At 70.7% G+C, this 16,673-nt stretch carries 16 protein-coding genes; 4 read left to right on the forward strand and 12 right to left on the reverse strand.

Annotated features, from left to right (window positions below):
• Positions 1 to 573: 573 nt before the first annotated feature.
• From pyrE to murJ, 3 genes are all read right to left on the reverse strand, one after another.
• Positions 574 to 1,113 (reverse strand): orotate phosphoribosyltransferase, encoded by a 540-nt coding sequence (gene pyrE, locus ACFXMF_RS40700; RefSeq protein WP_360312161.1) that lies wholly within the window; start codon positions 1,111 to 1,113, stop codon positions 574 to 576.
• An 11-nt stretch (positions 1,114 to 1,124) separates the two neighbouring features.
• Positions 1,125 to 1,862: a CoxG family protein gene (locus ACFXMF_RS40705; RefSeq protein ID WP_379991045.1), complete on the reverse strand. Its 738-nt coding sequence runs from the start codon at positions 1,860 to 1,862 to the stop codon at positions 1,125 to 1,127.
• Between the two features lie 87 nt (positions 1,863 to 1,949).
• Positions 1,950 to 3,665 (reverse strand): murein biosynthesis integral membrane protein MurJ, encoded by a 1,716-nt coding sequence (gene murJ / locus ACFXMF_RS40710; RefSeq protein ID WP_379991046.1) that lies wholly within the window; start codon positions 3,663 to 3,665, stop codon positions 1,950 to 1,952.
• 275 nt (positions 3,666 to 3,940) lie between these two features.
• Between murJ and ACFXMF_RS40715 the strand changes: the two genes are divergently transcribed.
• Positions 3,941 to 5,149 carry a peptidoglycan bridge formation glycyltransferase FemA/FemB family protein gene (locus tag ACFXMF_RS40715; RefSeq protein WP_360312167.1) on the forward strand — a complete coding sequence of 403 codons (1,209 nt, stop codon included), beginning with the start codon at positions 3,941 to 3,943 and terminating at the stop codon, positions 5,147 to 5,149.
• A gap of 39 nt (positions 5,150 to 5,188) precedes the next feature.
• On the opposite strand, the gene ACFXMF_RS40720 is transcribed toward ACFXMF_RS40715, so the two are convergent.
• From ACFXMF_RS40720 to ACFXMF_RS40730, 3 genes are all read right to left on the reverse strand, one after another.
• On the reverse strand, positions 5,189 to 6,760 hold the full coding sequence (locus ACFXMF_RS40720) for a polyamine aminopropyltransferase (protein ID WP_379991047.1): 1,572 nt from the start codon (positions 6,758 to 6,760) through the stop codon (positions 5,189 to 5,191).
• A 131-nt stretch (positions 6,761 to 6,891) separates the two neighbouring features.
• Complete coding sequence (locus ACFXMF_RS40725; protein ID WP_360312171.1) at positions 6,892 to 7,317, reverse strand: DUF350 domain-containing protein; 426 nt, start codon at positions 7,315 to 7,317, stop codon at positions 6,892 to 6,894.
• 69 nt (positions 7,318 to 7,386) lie between these two features.
• Positions 7,387 to 7,893: a DUF2617 family protein gene (locus ACFXMF_RS40730; RefSeq protein ID WP_360312173.1), complete on the reverse strand. Its 507-nt coding sequence runs from the start codon at positions 7,891 to 7,893 to the stop codon at positions 7,387 to 7,389.
• A 230-nt stretch (positions 7,894 to 8,123) separates the two neighbouring features.
• Between ACFXMF_RS40730 and ACFXMF_RS40735 the strand changes: the two genes are divergently transcribed.
• Positions 8,124 to 9,281, forward strand: coding sequence for a pyridoxal phosphate-dependent aminotransferase (locus ACFXMF_RS40735; protein ID WP_360312175.1), 1,158 nt, complete (start codon positions 8,124 to 8,126; stop codon positions 9,279 to 9,281).
• A gap of 69 nt (positions 9,282 to 9,350) precedes the next feature.
• Here the strand turns inward: ACFXMF_RS40735 and ACFXMF_RS40740 are convergent, their stop codons facing one another.
• Together ACFXMF_RS40740 and ACFXMF_RS40745 are read right to left on the reverse strand one after the other, a co-directional pair.
• On the reverse strand, positions 9,351 to 9,842 hold the full coding sequence (locus ACFXMF_RS40740; RefSeq protein WP_360312177.1) for a YbjN domain-containing protein: 492 nt from the start codon (positions 9,840 to 9,842) through the stop codon (positions 9,351 to 9,353).
• Between the two features lie 73 nt (positions 9,843 to 9,915).
• Positions 9,916 to 11,004, reverse strand: coding sequence for an RNA ligase (ATP) (locus ACFXMF_RS40745; protein ID WP_379991048.1), 1,089 nt, complete (start codon positions 11,002 to 11,004; stop codon positions 9,916 to 9,918).
• A gap of 113 nt (positions 11,005 to 11,117) precedes the next feature.
• Here ACFXMF_RS40745 and ACFXMF_RS40750 point away from each other — a divergent pair, with 113 nt between their 5' ends.
• Complete coding sequence (locus tag ACFXMF_RS40750; protein WP_360312181.1) at positions 11,118 to 11,480, forward strand: cupin; 363 nt, start codon at positions 11,118 to 11,120, stop codon at positions 11,478 to 11,480.
• A gap of 56 nt (positions 11,481 to 11,536) precedes the next feature.
• Here ACFXMF_RS40750 and ACFXMF_RS40755 read toward each other — a convergent pair whose 3' ends face one another.
• The 4 genes from ACFXMF_RS40755 to ACFXMF_RS40770 form a co-directional block, all read right to left on the reverse strand.
• Entirely contained in the window at positions 11,537 to 12,487 is a 951-nt protein-coding gene (locus ACFXMF_RS40755; RefSeq protein ID WP_360312183.1) for a hypothetical protein, read from the reverse strand.
• 43 nt (positions 12,488 to 12,530) lie between these two features.
• On the reverse strand, positions 12,531 to 13,379 hold the full coding sequence (locus ACFXMF_RS40760) for a hypothetical protein (protein ID WP_360312185.1): 849 nt from the start codon (positions 13,377 to 13,379) through the stop codon (positions 12,531 to 12,533).
• A gap of 79 nt (positions 13,380 to 13,458) precedes the next feature.
• Positions 13,459 to 14,448 (reverse strand): hypothetical protein, encoded by a 990-nt coding sequence (locus ACFXMF_RS40765; protein WP_360312187.1) that lies wholly within the window; start codon positions 14,446 to 14,448, stop codon positions 13,459 to 13,461.
• On the reverse strand, positions 14,445 to 15,509 hold the full coding sequence (locus ACFXMF_RS40770; protein WP_360312189.1) for a hypothetical protein: 1,065 nt from the start codon (positions 15,507 to 15,509) through the stop codon (positions 14,445 to 14,447). Before ACFXMF_RS40770 ends, ACFXMF_RS40765 begins: the two co-directional genes overlap by 4 nt.
• Before the next feature lie 325 nt (positions 15,510 to 15,834).
• Here ACFXMF_RS40770 and ACFXMF_RS40775 point away from each other — a divergent pair.
• A partial coding sequence (locus ACFXMF_RS40775; RefSeq protein ID WP_360312191.1) for an Hsp70 family protein occupies positions 15,835 to 16,673 on the forward strand: 839 nt, incomplete at its 3' end.

The following is a 16,673-nucleotide window of genomic DNA, read 5'->3' on the forward strand; positions in this document are numbered from 1 at the left end:
TGCCATTGGCACCCCGCCGCTTTTCGTTGTCCGGGCCGGCGTCGAGATCACCCATATTGAAATGCGCAGGCGTACAACCTTTTTCCGTCGCCGTGCGTCGGGTCGGTCCGCGACTATTACGGGGAGACGAAAACACCCTGCCCCCGGACGGGGACCGGAGGCAGGGCGGCTTTCGGTGCGGTGTCCACCGTCCGGTGGAGCACCACGGTTCCCGCGGCGCCGGGAGGCACCGGGGGGACCGGCACACACGCCGGGCGCGGTGCCGTCGGCGAAGGTGGCCGCCGGGTCGGACGGGGAACCGACCCGGCGGCCCGAGGGGAAAGGGCAGAGGTGTCCACGTCCTGTTCGGCGCGAATCGACTCAGCCGCGAGATCGCGGCGAGTGCGCGCAGGACGACATACACGACGAATTCATACTTCCCCCCCGGGAAGTCCGGTCGGCGGATGCGCCGACGTCGGAACTGCTTCGACAATATCCAAATCCACGAAAAAAGCAACGGCCGCCCGGTGAATGCGCAAGGCATCACACGGTGCGGCCGTCGACGGAATGTACGCGCCCGGTACTCGCCCGGTACTAATCGAGTTCGAGATCTTGCAGATGGTAGGCGACCCGATACTCCAGGCCGGCCTTTTCCACCGTCGGCGCGGCACCGCGCTCGACGATCACCGCGACCGCGACGACCTCGGCGCCGGCCTCGCGCAGCGCCTCCACCGCGGTCAGCACCGAGCCGCCGGTGGTGGAGGTGTCCTCGACGGCCAGCACCCGGCGGCCCTTCACGTCCGGACCCTCGATGCGGCGCTGGAGACCGTGCGCCTTGCCGGCCTTGCGCACCACGAACGCGTCCAGCTTGCGCCCCTGCGCGGCGGCGGCGTGCACCATCGCGACGGCGACCGGGTCGGCGCCCAGGGTCAGCCCGCCCACCGCGTCGAACTCCAGGTCCGACGTCAGCTCCAGCATGACCCGGCCGACCAGCGGGGCCGCCTCGCCGTCCAGGGTGATCCGGCGCAGGTCGACGTAGTAGTCCGCCTCCCGGCCGGAGGAGAGGACGACCTTGCCGTGCACGACGGCCTTGGTCTTGATCTGGTCGAGGAGTGCATCGCGGTCGGCATTCATGGCACCGGAGCCTAACCGGCGCGGCGGCGACGGACGTGCACCAGACGCCAGACGAGCAGCGCGCCGAGGGCGGGCACCAGGGCCCGGAGCGCGCGCCGCGCGGCCCGACCGGTGCCGTGGCCGGCCTCGGACCACAGATCCGGCTCCCCATCGAGCACGGCCGGTCGCGGCGTCGGCTGCGGCTGCCGGGACCGGGTCCGCGGCGTCGCGAAGGGATCCACGATCGGCTCGACCGGCTCGAACGGGGTGTCCGCCGCCGGCTCCGGGGCCAGTTCGTCGGCCAGCGCCGCGGCGAACAGGTCGGCGGCCCGGGCGAACGCGGCGGCCCGCGCCCCCGCATCGCCGTCCGCGTCCGGGTCACCCGGATCGGTCGGCTTCGCCGTGTCGGCGAACACGATCCGGGTCTCGCTCGGCTCGTCCTCCTCGTCCGCCGCCAGGTCGTCCAGCCGCACGGTGAACTCGGCGTCGAAGGAACCCGCGCCGTCGTCGCCCGCGCCCTCGGCGCCCGCCACACTCGCGACCAGCGCCAGCGGCTCGACCGCGTCCGCGAGCCGCAGCCTGCCGCGATAGGTGACCGTGTCGGCGCCGACCCGCACCTGCCACCGGCCGGTCAGCTCGATTCCCTCGGCCCCCGTTCGGGCCGGCGCGTCCAACAGCAGGCCGGGCACGCACTGGGCCAGGCGTTCGGCGTCGTGGAAGGTGTCCCAGACCGATCGCACCGGGATCGGCACGACGACTTCGTACTGCATCCGTTCTCCCCGTTCATGGCGGCGCACGGTACTCGACCGGCGCGCCCGTGGACCGACCCGGACGGTCGGCGGCTACCACCCACCCCATCACACCCGGCGGTGTCGCCCGGTCGGCGCGTCGGGGTCGATCACCCGCGGCGTCTCGACCGGATCGGGGTCCGGGACCGCCGGCTCGGCGGGCAACCACAACCGGCGCACCCGCGGATAGGCGACCGGTACGACCAGTCCCGCGAACAACACCGCGGCGCCCGCCAACGCGACCGCCGCGCCCACCGGCCCGGCGCCGAACGCGTGCGCACACCAGCGGGCGAACAACCACGACCCGCCCGCCGCGCCGGCCGAGACGATCGCCAGGCCCAGGTGGGTGCGGGCGACCCGGATCGTGTCCAGGCCGCGCAGCCGCCGGCGCAGCACCAGGGCCAGCCAGACCAGCCCGATGAGCTGCGCCACGCTGTACCCGGCGGCCATCCCGGTGACCGCCCACTCGGCGGGCAGTGTCCAGAAGGCCAGCAGCGAGAACAACGCCCCGGCCGCGGTCATCGCGGCATTGGCCCAGAACGGCGTGCGGGCGTCCTGGATCGCGTACAGCCCGCGCTGGATCAGGTATTGCGCCGAGTACGCGATCAGCCCGGGCGCGAACGCGGTCAGCATCAGTCCCATCGCGCGGGTGTCCGCCTCGGTGGTGACACCGTGCTGGAAGACCACCGCGGTCACCTGCGGGCCCAGCGCCAGGAACAGGAACGACACCGGCACGATCACCAGCGCGTTCAGCCGCAGGCCCCGGGAGATCGACTCGCGGACCAGAGCCGGGTGTCCGTCCGCCGCGGCCCGGCTGATCCGGGGCATCAGCATGGTCACGATCGACACGGTGACCACGCCGTGCGGGACGATCCACAACAACTGCGCGTTGGCGTACGCGGTGTAGCCCACACCGTGGCCGAGCCCGGACTCGACCGCCTTGTCGGAGACCTCGACCGCGAGCCGGGTGACCAGCCAGTAGCCCAACTGGGAGACACCGACCATGGCGACCGCCCAGCCGGCCATCCGCAGCGGCGTGCCCAGGCCGTGCCCGCGCCAGTCGAACCGCGGTCGCCAACGCACCCCGGCGGCACGCAGGTACGGCAGCAGCGCCGCCGCCTGCACCACGATCCCCAGCGTGGTGCCCAGGCCGAGCAGGCGGGCCTGCGCGGGGGTGATGCCCGCCGCGTCCCGCACGTCGTGCGCGACCAACAGGAAGGACCCGAAGACCGCGATCACCACGATGTTGTTCAGGATCGGCGTCCAGGCCATCGGCCCGAACCGCCCCCGTGCGTTGAGCACTTCGCCGACCAGGGCGAACACACCGTAGAAGAGGATCTGCGGCAGGCACATCCGGGCCAGCGCGATGGTCAGATCGCGCTGCGCGCCGTCGTAGTCCGCGTAGGCCGACACGATCGCGGGCGCGGCGAGCACGCCCACGACGGTCAGCACCAGCAACACGCAGCCGACCGCGGTCAGCAGCCGGTCGGTGTAGCCGGCTCCGCCGTCCGCGTCCCGCCGGGCGGCGCGCACCAGTTGCGGCACCAGGACCGAGTTGAGCGCGCCGCCGACGAGCAGGATGTAGAGGATGTTGGGCACCGTGTTCGCGACGTTGTAGCCGTCGGCGAACAAGCCGGTGCCCAGCGCCGCGACCACCGTCGCGCTGCGCACGAAGCCGGTCAGCCGGGACACCGCGGAGCCCAGGGCCAGGCTCGCGCCACCGCGCAGCACCGACCGGCCGCGAGCGGTGTCGGCGCCCCCCGCGGCCCGAGCGCGAACCGGCACGGGCACCCGCGTCGACGAGGCGGCGGGTGTCCCGGACGCGGCGTCGCGGTTCTCATCGCGAGCGTGCCTGCCCCCGGGCGGCGCCGAGACGACATGGCTCACAAACGACTCCAATTCGGCCTCGATCGGGGTTTGCGACATGCTCCCCCGTTGTCTGAGTCCTCGGGAGACCACTTCCGTTGCATTCGAATTTCTTGGTGACGAAACCCGCTGCCACGGGCTCTTAAAGAAATGCGGGGCTCCCCCGCATCCCTCCGTCCCCGAGGAGACGTCCCGTGGTCACGCTGCTCCCGGCGCCGCCCGCGCGCTCGAACGTTCCCGCCGCGGCGCCCACCGCACCCGCCGCCGGCACCCCCGCATCCGCCGCGCCCGGCGGTTCGAGGCTGCGGGTCGCCACGCTGACCTCCGACGCGCACCTGGCCCATCTGGACGGACGCGGCGACGCGGGCTTCCTGCAATACCCGTCCTGGGCCGTGGTCAAGGAGGGTTGGCGCAGCGAGGGGATCGGCTGGTACGACGCGAACGGAGCGGTGGTCGGGTCGGCCCTGGTGCTGTACCGCAAGATGCCCAAGGTGCCGTACTGGTTCGCCTACCTCCCCGAAGGTCCGGTGATCGACTGGGTCGATCCCAATCCACAACGCTGGCTGGACCCGCTGATCGAACACATGCGCAAGCGGAACGTGTTCACCGTGCGGATGGGTCCCCCGCTGGCCCACCGGCGGTGGCAGGCGCAGACCGTCAAGGACGCGGTCAAGCACGGCCTCAAGCACCTGGACCGGGTCACCCCCGACGAGATCGACCCGCTCGGCGCCACCGTCGCACTGCGACTGGGCGACCTGGGTTGGCGGGCGTCCGGCGACGGCGCGGACGCGCAGCCCCGGTACACCTTCGAGTTGCCCTTCGAGGACCGGTCGCTGGACCAGGTCAAGGCGGGCTTCAACCAGGAGTGGAAGCGGGCGATCGCCAAGGCGGGCAAGTCGGGCGTGGACATCACCGTGGGCGGCTACGAGGACCTGCCCGCGTTCTTCGAGTTGCTCCAGGTCACCGAGCGCCGCAACGGTTTCCGACTTGGCCGCGAGCTGCCCTACTACGAAAGACAGTTCCGAGCCCTCAACACCGAGTCGGCAGGCCGGATGAAGCTCTACCTGGCCCGCTTCGAGGACCGGCTGCTGGCCGCGCACACGCTGATCAGCGCGGGCTCGCGGGTCTGGTACCAGACCGGCGCGTCCACCGACCACGGGCGCGGCGTGCGCCCCAGCCACGCGCTCCAGTGGCGGATGATCCAGGACGTGTACGAACGTGGCGTGCCGGTCTACGACATGCGCGGGGTCAGCGCGGTGATCGACCCGGACGACCGGCTGTTCGGCGTGCTGCGCTGGAAGTTGGGTACCAACGGCCGGGTCGTGGAGAACCTGGGCGAGTGGGAGTACCCGGTGGTACCGACGCTGCACAAGGCGTTTCGGGCGTACATGTCGATCCGCTGAGTGCCGGGACGAGGTCGCCGAGAGACGGGCGGGGGCTGCTCACCCGCGCACGTAGTCGGCGATGCGCGGGTGGTTCAGGGTGGACGGCGGCACATCCACCCGCGCCTCGTGCGGCGGGAACCAGTCGGCCCGGGCCAGCCGTTCGGCCGCCAGGAACGGCACCGCGGCCGCGTCCGGCGCGTCGTCGGCGGCCCGCAGCCCGGTGCCGGGCGCGACCGCGGCGAGCACGAAGCCCCGGTCGGCCGGGCCCGGCACGGTGACCCGATACGGCACCGTGCGCAGTCCGGCGGCGCGCAGCCCGGCCTCCGCGCACCAGTAGGCGCGCGGGTGCGCGTCCGGCGCGGGGGCGTGCACCACGATCCGGCCGGCCGGGCGCAACACGGTCCGGGTCAGGCCGTAGAACTCCTGCGTGTACAGCCGCGCGGCGGCGCCCGTGGTCGGCCCGGGCAGGTCGGCCACGACCACGTCGAAGCGCGCCGGGGCGGCCCGCACCCACGCGAAGGCGTCGGCGCCGACGACCCGCACGCGCGGATCGGCGAACGCGTCACCGGCCAACGCGCGCAGCGCCGGATCGGTGCGCGCGGGCGCGGTCTCGGCCACCCGCGCGACCACCAGCACCACCTCGCGCACGGCCGGGTAGCGCAGCACCTCGCGCAGCGCCAGCCCGTCGCCGCCGCCGAGCACGAGCACCCGCTCGTGCCGGCCCGCCATCGCGGGGTGCACCAGCGCCTGGGCGGCCTCGTTCGCCCCCGGGGCGGCCACCCGACGCTCGCCGTCCACGTACAACTCGGGTCCGGCCCCGGTGTGGGTGAGCACCACGTCCTCCCGGGCGGACACCACGTCCCCGTCGTAGAGCGCGTCGCGCGCGGCCCGTTCGAAGGCCGGCGTGGCCAGCCAGGTGCCGGCCAGCAGCGCGAGCGCCGCGCCCACCGCCGCGTACATCCCCACCCGCAGCCGAAGCCGCAGGTCGACGCGGAAGAGCCACAACACCACGAGCGCGCCCACGATCGCGTTGACCACGCCGGCGAGCAACACGGTGCGCAGTTGACCCAGGTGCGGCAGCAGCAGGAACGGAAAGAGCAGGCCGCCGATCAGCGCGCCCACATAGTCGGCCGCGAACAGGTCGGCCACCGCGCTGCCCGCCTCCTGGGGGCGAATGCGCTGCACCAGCGTCATCAGCAGCGGGATCTCGGCCCCGATCAACAGCCCGAGCACGGCCGAGACGGCGATCATCGGCCAGCGGTAGACGTCGTACCAGGCGAACGCGGCGTACAGCGCGGTCGCGCACATCCCGCCGCACACCGCGAGCAGGATCTCGACGGCGACGAACGCCGCCGCGGCCCGGCGCGCGAACGGCTTGGCGGCCAGCGCCCCGACGCCCATCGCGAAGACCATCACCGAGAGCACGATCGAGGTCTCCACCACCGGGTCGCCGCCCAGCGTGCCGCCGAGCGCGGCCAGCGCGAGCTCGTAGATCAACCCGCACGCCGCGCAGACCAGCACCGCGAGCAGGACCACGAACCGCGCCGGCCCGGGCGCGATCGCGGCCGGGCGCGGGCGGACCGCGGACACGCGCGCGATGGTCGGCGCGCCCGGCACGGGGGAGTTCACCCCGAGCACGGTAGGGCCGAAGGAAGCGGATGGCGTCGAACGCGCCGACGGTTCACCCGAACCGGCTAGTTCGGGAGGCAGGGGAAGGAGCGCGGCTCACCGACCCGGCGCGCGGCCGGGTCGACCCCGGGTCAGGCGATGCACGCCGACACGATCGCGGCGATCGAGATCTGCGAGGACGCGGTGACCCACACGCACGGGTGCGGTTCCCGCTCGACCACGGTGGCGCCCAGTCGGCCCGGGGTGACCAGGTCGATCGCCAGGAAGGCGATAGCCATCAGGATCAATCCGGAGACGCCGAACATCGCCGTGGAGGCGAGGCCCTTGCCGAACTCGTCGTAGGTGGTCGCGATCGACGTGGTGACGATCATGCCCACGCCCAGCAGCGCCGAGGAGAGCACCAGGGCCGCGTTGCGATTGCGTTCGATCCAGATCTGTCGGCCGAGGTTGCCGGGCGTCAACACGTCCACGAGGACGAAGCCGAGGACCATGAGCACGATGCCCACTCCCCCGAACGCGAACGCGTAGCCGACCCCTTCGGCAAGGTCCCTGAACATGCCGCCGTCCCCCATCGTCGTCCGATCACCTGATGGGGCGTCATTGTGTCGGATCCCTTCGTGCGATCGTCACATCGCGCGGCTCCGAGTGTTCACGATCCGGCATTCCTGCGGATAGGTGTGCCAGGTGGACCAGACCGCGCCGGCCCCGCACCCCTCGACCACCATCGCGGTGACCGCGTACGGCAGCCCCGGATATCGGCCGATCAGGCCGTACCGGTGCCCGCCGGCCAGGGTGACGATCTCGCGCACCCGGGCGACGAACGCGGCATCCTCGAAACCCTGGGTCAGCGCGGTGAACTCGTACTCCCAGCGGCCGAGCCGAGTGGCCGCCCGGGCGGGCAGCGGGCCGGCCGCGCCCGGCACGCACGCGACGGTCTCCGACACCGGCGCGTCCTCCCCCCGGACGGGACTGATCAACATCTGGTGCGACGCGCCCAGCAGCCGCAGCTCCAGCGTCAGCCCTCCGAGCTCGACGGTGCGCTCGGCCAGCGCGGGCAGCGGCGGCAGGCCCAGGCACCAGCCGAGGGCGTCCGCACGGGTGTCGGTGTACGTGGTGGTGAGTGTGGCGTGCATTCTCGCGCTCATCTGTCCGGGCAACGGGGAAGACCCACGGGAGGCTCCCGGGGGCGACAATCGGCTGCAAACCAGGGGACATGACTCACGGTAGGCGCCCAAAGGCGCAACGTCGTCACCCGTGAAGGTGAAAGGCACCGACACGAATGGGTGAAGGACACCCTGTGAGCGGCCCCGACCCGCACGCGAGGATGGGCGGGTAGACCGAACCCCGCGAAGGAGCCGTACGGATGAACCGACCGCTGTTGGCCCGACACCTGGACGGCCTGGGCACCACGATCTTCGCCGAGATGTCCGCCCTCGCCCGCAGCACCGGCGCGATCAACCTGGGCCAGGGCTTCCCCGACACCGACGGCCCGGCGGAGGTGATCGAGGTCGCCGTCGCCGCCATGCGCGACGGCGCGAATCAATACCCACCGGGCGACGGCATCCCCGACCTGCGCCTGGCCGTGGCCGAGCACCGGCAGCGCTTCTACGGGCAGACCTTCGACCCCGACTCCGAGGTGCTGATCACCACCGGCGCGACCGAGGCGATCGCCGCGGCCCTGCTCGCACTGCTCGAACCGGGCGACGAGGTGGTCGCGCTCGAACCCTTCTACGACTCGTACGCGGCCTGCATCGCGATGGCCGGCGCACGCCGGGTCGGCGTCACCCTGCGCCCCCCGCACTTCCGACCGGACCCGGCCGAGCTGCGCGCGGCGATCACCGAGCGCACCCGGGTGATCATGCTCAACAGCCCGCACAACCCGACCGGCACCGTGCTCACCCGGGCCGAGCTGGAGACGATCGCCGAGATCGCGATCGAACACGACCTGATCGTGGTCACCGACGAGGTGTACGAACACCTGGTCTACACCGGCGAGCACATCCCGATCTCCACCCTGCCGGGCATGCGCGAGCGCACCGTGACCATCTCCTCGGCGGGCAAGACCTTCTCGTTCACCGGCTGGAAGGTCGGCTGGGTGTGCGCGCCCCGGGAACTGATCGCGGCGGTACGCACGACCAAGCAGTTCCTGACCTACACGTCCGGCGCGCCGTTCCAACCCGCCATCGCGCACGCGCTGCGGCTGCCGGACGACTACTTCGGCGGCCTGCGCGAGGATCTGCGACACAAGCGCGACCTGCTCGGCGGCGGCCTGCGCGCGGCCGGGCTGACCGTGTACGAACCGCAGGGCACGTACTTCACCACCACCGACATCACCGCACTCGGCTACACGGACGGCCTGGACTTCTGCCGTCGGCTGCCCGAGCTGCGCGGTGTGGTCGCGATCCCCGAGGTGGTCTTCTTCGACGACGTCGAGGTCGGCCGGCCGCTGGTGCGGTTCGCCTTCTGCAAGCGGGTCGAGGTGTTGGAGGAGGCGGCCAAGCGGCTCGCGGCGACCGGCTGAGCGGGCCCGGCCGAGCGGAAACCGGCGCCCGTGAGTGGGGGTGGGTGCCCCCACACACGGGCGCGGCGGTTACGCCTGGTCGTCGGCGGCCGGCTCGTCCTCGGGGCCGTACTGCTCGTTGATCCAGTTCCCGAACGAGATACACGTGCTGATCCACGCACGCGTGGTGAACACGAACAGCTCGCGGTTGATGCCGGGCTCGCAGTCGAGCTGGGCCTCGCCGATCAGCCGCAGCTTGTCCTCGTGCTCGTGCGTGTAGACCTTGGGCCAGAAGAACTGGCGGTGCCACTCGTCGAGCAGCTCCAGCATCCGCGGCCGCTCGGCCGGGTCGAACGCACGATCGAGGAACATCCGGACCGTGAAGATCTCGTGCTTGTCACCGCGCAGCATGAAGTAGACGCGGAAGCCGTCCCACGGCGCGCAGATGTCACCTTCCTCGTCGGTGAAATGGTTCACCTGAAGCTCGTCGAGGACCTGATTGATCAGATCCGCCGACGGCTTGACGACCGGTGCGGCCGGAACGAAGGTCGACCTCGGAAGCGAGGACGGGTCGATGCTCATGAAGGATCCTCTCCAGACGTATGCACGCCATCCTCTCTCATTCGGCCCAGGGCGGTGGGCCACGCCCGAGCCCTTATTCGTACTCGGTGCCGCCCTTGCGGGTGAGGTAGGCCGCGGAGACGATCTTGCCGATCGCCCGCCCGCCGACCACGTCGCTGTACCGCTCCCGGGCCGGGCGCACCACGAGCCCCTCCCGCAGGTGCGCACCCGTGCCCGAGACCGTCTCCCGGCCCTCGGCCAGGGCCAACAGCGCGGCCTCGTCGTAGGGCCCGGTGTACAACGTCGGCACCACCGGCGGCGCGACCGGCAACCCGGCGAGCAGGTCCGCGAGTTGCTCGGCGTCCACCCGGCGCACCACACCGGCGGCGTCCGCGAACGCGACATCGAAGACCGCGTAGCCCGGCAGCTCCGATCGACCCTGCGCGCCGTACGCCAGGTCCTGCACACCCTGCCCGAACACCTCGCCGAACACGCCCACCCGGGCCGCGCCGAAGCGCGCGGCCAACGCCGCGGCGACCTCGGGCAGCCGGTGCGCGAGCACGCTGCGCCAATAGAGGTTGGACTCGTCCCGGACCAACGCCTGCGACCGCGCGCCGAAGCCCTTCGAGGAGACGAAGCTCTCGCCGGTGTCGGCCACATAGGTGTACAGGCACGCGGTCCCGTGGATCTTCTCGGTCGCCACCACCGGCTCGCCGGCGGTGAACAGCGCCGGGTAGCGCCGTACGTTCTCGATGTCGACCCACGGCAGCAACTCGGCCGCGGACACGATGTCGCCGCTCATGTGCACGGGGATCGGCGGCACCCACTTGACGATGCCCAGCAGCTCGGCGAAGTCCTCGTCGGCGGCGAGCGCGGCGGCCCGGTCCAGGCCCGCCAACGCGGCAGGCCGGCACACGATGCCCTGGGACAGCTCGCCGCGCAGCCGGATCGCCCGGACCCGGTTCTTCGCCGACCCGGCGAGCCGCCCGGTGAGCCCGAGCTCCTCGATCAGCGGGTCCGGCAGCACCGCCTGCTCCGGGATGTACAGCGCCACGTCACCGGTGGCATAGGCACCCTTGGCGACCACGGCGCGGTACAGCCCGACCTGGGCCAGCTCCAGCGCGTCGGCGTTCGGGTGTGCGTGCACGACCAACCGCTCGACCGTGACCCTGAGTGTGGACATGCCCCGCCCCTTCCCTGCGCTCGCCTCGCGGTGAATCCGCGCCGTCGACACGGTCCCAAGCGGCCGGGCGGGGCCGCCAACGATTTATCGGCGCTCTGGGACAGGATGGGCCCATGCCGAACTTCATCGAAAAGCCCACGGTCGTCGAGGCGGCGGGCAACATCCCCAAGACCATTCGCGAGTTCGTCGGCCGGGTCAACACCGGCGACGAGGCGCTCAGCATCGCGCACATGACCAGCCCGGGCGGCTGGGAGGAGCCGGGCCAGCGCCCCGAGTTCGACGAGTACACGGTCGTCCTGCGCGGCGTGCTGACCGTCGAGTTCGAGGGCGGCAGCCAGGAGGTCGCCGCCGGCCAGGGCATCCACACCGCCGCCGGCGAGTGGGTGCGCTACAGCACCAGGACGACCGAGGGCGCCGACTACATCGCCGTCTGCCTCCCGGGCTTCGCCCCGAACACGGTGCACCGCGACGAGTAGACCTGTGGCCCGGCGGGTGGCGGTCGCCGCCCCGCCGGGCGCCCGGTGCGACGGGCTCAGATCTTGGCGGTGATGGTCGAGATGAACTTCGGCAGCAGTTCGCCCTGCCAGCCGGACCAGGGCGAGTCGGTGCCCTCCTTGGTGAGGCTGCCCGTACCGCCGATCTGGAGGACGTACTGCCCCTTGCGCAGCCGCAGGGTGTTGCTCGAGTAGTAGGCGTCGTCGGCGCCCCCCGCCGTACCGATCGCCTTGAAGTCGGACGCGACCCGCTGCGCGCTGTTCTTGCCGAGGTTCCAGGAGTAGTCGAGCTCCTTGGGAGCGTCGATGTTGTCGAACTGGATGTTCACCTTGATCACGTTGCTGTAGCCGAAGCCGCGCTTGGAGGTCATCGTGTACAGGCAGGTCGTGCTGCGCAGCGCCGGGCCCCGGGACTTGTAGGAGCCGACCGCGTTGGCGGTGCCCTGTTCCTCCTGGGTGATCACCTCGGGGATGACCTTGGCGATCTCCTCCGGCCGGATCAGATCGCATACGTCCGGCCAGGTGGACATGTCGCTCGCCACCGGCGCGAACCTGCCGCCGCTCTTGGGCGCGGGCGGCGCCTCGGGACGCGAGGCGGCCTTCGAGGCCGCCTCGGTCGGGGTGGCGCCGACCGCGTTCGGGTCGAAGCTCTCCAGCTTGCGCACGCTCTCCGTGGGGGGCAGCTTGACCGCTTCGTTCTTCTTGCCGTCCGTGCCGTTGATCAGCAGTGCCGCGATCACCGTCGCCGCCGTGCCCCCCGCGAGCACGGCCAGCCAACTGAAGACCTGCTTGCGGCGGTTGGGCCGCGGCGGCTCGGGCGGATACGGCTGCGGATAGCCGGGCGGGCCGTAGCCCGGCGGCCCGCCGTACTGGCCGGGCCCGCCGTACTGGCCCGGCGGCGGCTGCTGGCCGTAGCCGCCCTGCGGCGGGTAGCCGGGCCCCTGGCCGGAGTACTGGCCGGAGTTCGGGCTGTTGTATTGGCCGGTCATCGAGTGCTCCCGTGGGGACGAACCGTCGTGGGACAGCGGCGGATCAGTCGTCCGTCATCTTGATGTTGAGGACGCGCACCAGAGCCGGTCCGGCCTTCTTCGTCCAGGTGTCGGGTGCGTCGTTGGCGCCCGTCGAATCCTTGGTCATCGCGAGGACTTCCAGGACCACGTAGTAGCCCGGCGAGTCCGGCTTGGCGCCCTGCTTGTACAAGTTGAGCTTGCCGCTCTGACGGAACGCGTCCTGGACGAAGAGCTTGTTGCCCAGGTCCTCGTAGCCGGCGAACGGCGCCGCCTCCGCCTTGGCCTTCTCGTACGCGTCCTTGACCGGTCCGGCGTCGCCGATCGCCTTGATGGTCATGGTGAGCTTGCCGAGCTCGGTGGGGCTCTGCAGGTTGGGCAACTTGATCTGCACCGAGCACTCGAAGTTCCGGGGCGTCTTGGCGCCCTTGCGCCCCTGCCGCGAGCCCACGATGCTCGCGTCCGGGATCGCGTTCTGGATCTCCTTGTCGGACAACATCGTGCACGCGTCCGGCCACGTCCCGGTGTCCCCCGACGCGCGGAACTTCGGGCCGTCCACGACCGCCACCCCCGGCGGCGGCGTGTAGCCCTCGGGGAACGCGATGCCGTTCTCCGCCACCGGCTTGTCGCCCTTGTCGTTCTTCTTGTTGATCTCGTCGACGATGTACGAGGCCGCGACCGTGGCCAGCACACCGCCGACCACGACGCCGATCCAGCCCAGGATCGGCTTCAGCTTGCTTCGGCGCGGTGGCTGCTGGGGCGGCATCGGGCCACCGGGGTACGGCTGTTGGTACATCCCGGGCTGACCGTACGGCGGCTGCTGCTGCGGCGGCCCGCCGTACTGGTTCCCTCCTGGGTTCCCGATTCGTACCATCCCCGTGTTCCTCCCGATACCTGATCCGATGCGCTGTTCCGATGCGCTGTCGTTGCTGCCCTGCCGCGCGGACCGCGGTTTACATCCGTGCCACGAGGTAGCCGATGAGCGTCGGCCCGTACTGCTTGACGGCGTCGTCGCTCGGCAGCCGCGCCCCGCCCGGACCGCTCAGTCCACTGGCCATGTACAACTGCACGTAGTACGGGCCCTTGTGGAAGTAGATGTAAGCGTCGTCGCGGAACGCGTCGTCGGTGCCCAGCTTCGTGCCCAGTTCCTCGAACGTGCCGAACGGCTTGCGTCCGCGGCTCTTCTTGGTGTCGCCGTAGTGGCCCTTCGCGATCGCCGGCGTGCTCACCTCGTGGAGAGTGAGCTCGATCTTGGCGTACGTCGGATACTTCGGATTGTTCGGGTCCGGAACAGCGAGATCGAAGTTGCACTGGTTGTCCGCCGCGCCCGGGAAGTCGTACTTGACCGAGACGGTCGTGTCCGGCTTCCTGGTCTTGATCGTGGCGCCCTTGACGACCGACCCGATCTGCGCGTCCGACAACATCTCGCACGCCTTCGGCCAGGTCTTGCCGTCGTTGGTCGCGTTGAATTTTGCCCCGGCGTCGGTGGGCGGCGCTGCGGGGAAAACCATCGGGCGATCGATCGGCTCGGCACTTTGGCCGGGTTGGCCGGGTTGGCCGCTCTTGCCCCCGCCGGAGGCGCCGGGCTTCGCGGTGCCGACCGAGGTCGGGCCGGACTTGGCGGTGTCCTTGTCGTCGTCGTCCTTGTTCAGCAGCACGAAGCCGCCGACGCCGGCGCCGACCACGACGACGGCGACCGCGGCCCACAGCGCGATCCGGTTGTTTCGCCGCGGCGGCGGGGTGGGCTGCCCGTACGGGTGGCCGGGCGGTCCGTACGCCCCCGGCGGCGGGTAGCCGGGCTGCTGCGGCGGGTGGCCGGGCTGTTGCGGATAGCCGTGCTGCTGCGGGAAGGGCGGTTGCTGCTGCGGGTGTTGGGGGTACTGCCCGGGCTGACCGTAACCACCGCCCTGTTGCCCGGGCTGCTGCGGCCAACCCCCGCTCACAGCTTCTGCCCGACGACTGCGGCCACGGTCGGACCGTACTGACGCGCCATGGTGGAGCCCTTGAGCGGGTTGCCCTGCGAGTCCTCGATCTGGGCGTCCAGGGTGACCCACACCCGGAACCCGTTCTTGGAGATCTGCACCGTGCGGTTGTCGCGGAACGACCCGTCCACGCCGAGCTTGGCGGCCGGGATGTCGTCGTACTGGTCCGGGTAGGCCTTGGCGGCCGTCTCGGTCCGCGTCTTCTCCTTGTCGAAGGAGGCCTTCTCGTCGGCCAACGGCTTGTAGCCGTACGTGGTGACGTTGATCTTCGCGGGGTAGTCCGAGGACTGCAGGTTCGGCAGGTCGAGCAGGACGTCGCACTCGTTGTCGTTGACGTTCTTGCCGAAGATGTTCGAGTAGCGGCCCATGAAGCTCTTGCGCTCGCGGATGGTCGCCTCGGGGATGACCTGCTTGATCTCCTCGTCGGTCAACAGGTCGCAGGCCTTGGGCCAGGACTTCGGGTCGACCGAGACATTGCCGAACTTGGGCCCGGTGATCGCGGGCAGCGCGTCCGGGATCTTGAGCTGGTTGGTGATGTCGGCCTTCTTGGGGCCGGTCGCGGCGGTGTTCTCCGGCGCGGGCGCCTTGCCGGTGACGATCGGCGCGGCCGTGGTCTTCTGCGCCTCGGGGTCCTTCTTGTCGGTCGGGTCGTCGAAACCGACCAGCGCGACCACGACGGACGCGACGATGGCACCCGTGATACCGGCGATCCAGGTGCCGATCACCTTCTTGCTGCGTCCCCCGCGCGGCGGTTGACCGTCCGGGCCCAACGGGACCGGGTTCTGCGCGTACTGCTGGTAGTGCCCGTACTGGCTGTACTGCGGGTACGGATAGCCGCCGGACTCCTGGAAGCCGCCCGGCTGCCCCTGTTGTTGCGGAAAGCCGCCCTGCTGCTGTTGCGGAAAGCCGGCCTGCGGCGGATAGCCACCCTGCGGCGGGCCCGGCTGTCCCTGCTGTCCCGGTTGTCCCGGCGGGCCGGGTGGCATCGGCGGCACAGGCGGATAGCCCTGACCATCGCTCATCGGGAGGTCCCCCTCGGATCTCGGCTTCGCCTGGCGATTTTCGTGCAGGCAGCAGGCGCTGAGACATGCTGCCATGTGCATGGTGGGGCCGCAGCGGTCAAGGGTGTCGTTTGTGGCGACATTCACCTAAATAAGTCTCCCGGGGCGCACAACGTTTCGATGACGTCAAGCGTCTCGACCATCGGATCATCGCCCCGAAGCCGCCCCTCACAGGCCACGAGGCACTAAAGTTGAGTCAGGAATACTCAAGCGATTTGACCGGTTGCACCCGACGGCTCATCCTTGAGCGACAACCACTCAACTCTTTCCGTGGAGGAAGCGAATCATGGCACGTGCGGTCGGTATCGACCTCGGTACGACGAACTCCGTCGTCAGCGTTCTGGAAGGCGGCGAGTCGACCGTCATCACCAACGCGGAGGGGTCGCGGACCACACCGTCCGTGGTTGCCTTCGCGAAGAACGGTGAAGTGCTCGTCGGCGAGGTGGCCAAGCGTCAGGCCGTCACCAACGTCGACCGGACCATCCGTTCCGTCAAGCGTCACGTGGGCACCACGTGGTCCGTGGCGATCGACGACAAGAAGTACACCGCGCAGGAGATCAGCTCCCGCATCCTGATGAAGCTCAAGCGCGACGCCGAGGCGTACCTCGGTGAGAAGGTCACCGACGCGGTCATCACCGTGCCGGCGTACTTCAACGACGCCGAGCGCCAGGCGACCAAGGAAGCCGGCGAGATCGCCGGCCTGAAGGTCCTGCGCATCGTCAACGAGCCCACCGCGGCGGCGCTGGCGTACGGCCTGGACAAGGCCGACGAGCAGACCATCCTCGTCTTCGACCTCGGTGGCGGCACGTTCGACGTGTCGCTCCTGGAGATCGGCGACGGCGTGGTCGAGGTCAAGGCCACCAACGGCGACAACCACCTCGGCGGCGACGACTGGGACCAGCGAGTGATGGACCACCTGGTCAAGCAGTTCCAGAACGCGCACGGCGTGGACCTGTCCAAGGACAAGATGGCCCTCCAGCGCCTGCGCGAGGCGGCGGAGAAGGCCAAGATCGAGCTGTCCTCCTCGATGGAGACCTCGATCAACCTGCCCTACATCACGGCCTCGGCCGAGGGCCCGCTGCACCTGGACGAGAAGCTCACCCGCGCCCAGTTCCAGCAGCTCAC

The sequence above is a fragment of the Embleya sp. NPDC059213 genome (assembly GCF_042754445.1).
Lineage (GTDB): Bacteria > Actinomycetota > Actinomycetes > Streptomycetales > Streptomycetaceae > Embleya.

Bases quoted from the DNA above. Each gene is read 5' to 3' on its own strand.
- ACFXMF_RS40730 (WP_360312173.1), bottom strand. From the start codon at position 7,893: ATGCACGCCACACTCACCACCACGTACACCGACACCCGTGCGGACGCC.
- ACFXMF_RS40740 (WP_360312177.1), bottom strand. From the start codon at position 9,842: ATGAGCATCGACCCGTCCTCGCTTCCGAGGTCGACCTTCGTTCCGGCC.
- ACFXMF_RS40735 (WP_360312175.1), top strand. From the start codon at position 8,124: ATGAACCGACCGCTGTTGGCCCGACACCTGGACGGCCTGGGCACCACG.
- ACFXMF_RS40750 (WP_360312181.1), top strand. From the start codon at position 11,118: ATGCCGAACTTCATCGAAAAGCCCACGGTCGTCGAGGCGGCGGGCAAC.
- ACFXMF_RS40745 (WP_379991048.1), bottom strand. From the start codon at position 11,004: ATGTCCACACTCAGGGTCACGGTCGAGCGGTTGGTCGTGCACGCACAC.
- ACFXMF_RS40770 (WP_360312189.1), bottom strand. From the start codon at position 15,509: ATGAGCGATGGTCAGGGCTATCCGCCTGTGCCGCCGATGCCACCCGGC.
- ACFXMF_RS40725 (WP_360312171.1), bottom strand. From the start codon at position 7,317: ATGTTCAGGGACCTTGCCGAAGGGGTCGGCTACGCGTTCGCGTTCGGG.
- pyrE (WP_360312161.1), bottom strand. From the start codon at position 1,113: ATGAATGCCGACCGCGATGCACTCCTCGACCAGATCAAGACCAAGGCC.
- ACFXMF_RS40705 (WP_379991045.1), bottom strand. From the start codon at position 1,862: ATGCAGTACGAAGTCGTCGTGCCGATCCCGGTGCGATCGGTCTGGGAC.
- ACFXMF_RS40760 (WP_360312185.1), bottom strand. From the start codon at position 13,379: ATGGTACGAATCGGGAACCCAGGAGGGAACCAGTACGGCGGGCCGCCG.
- ACFXMF_RS40755 (WP_360312183.1), bottom strand. From the start codon at position 12,487: ATGACCGGCCAATACAACAGCCCGAACTCCGGCCAGTACTCCGGCCAG.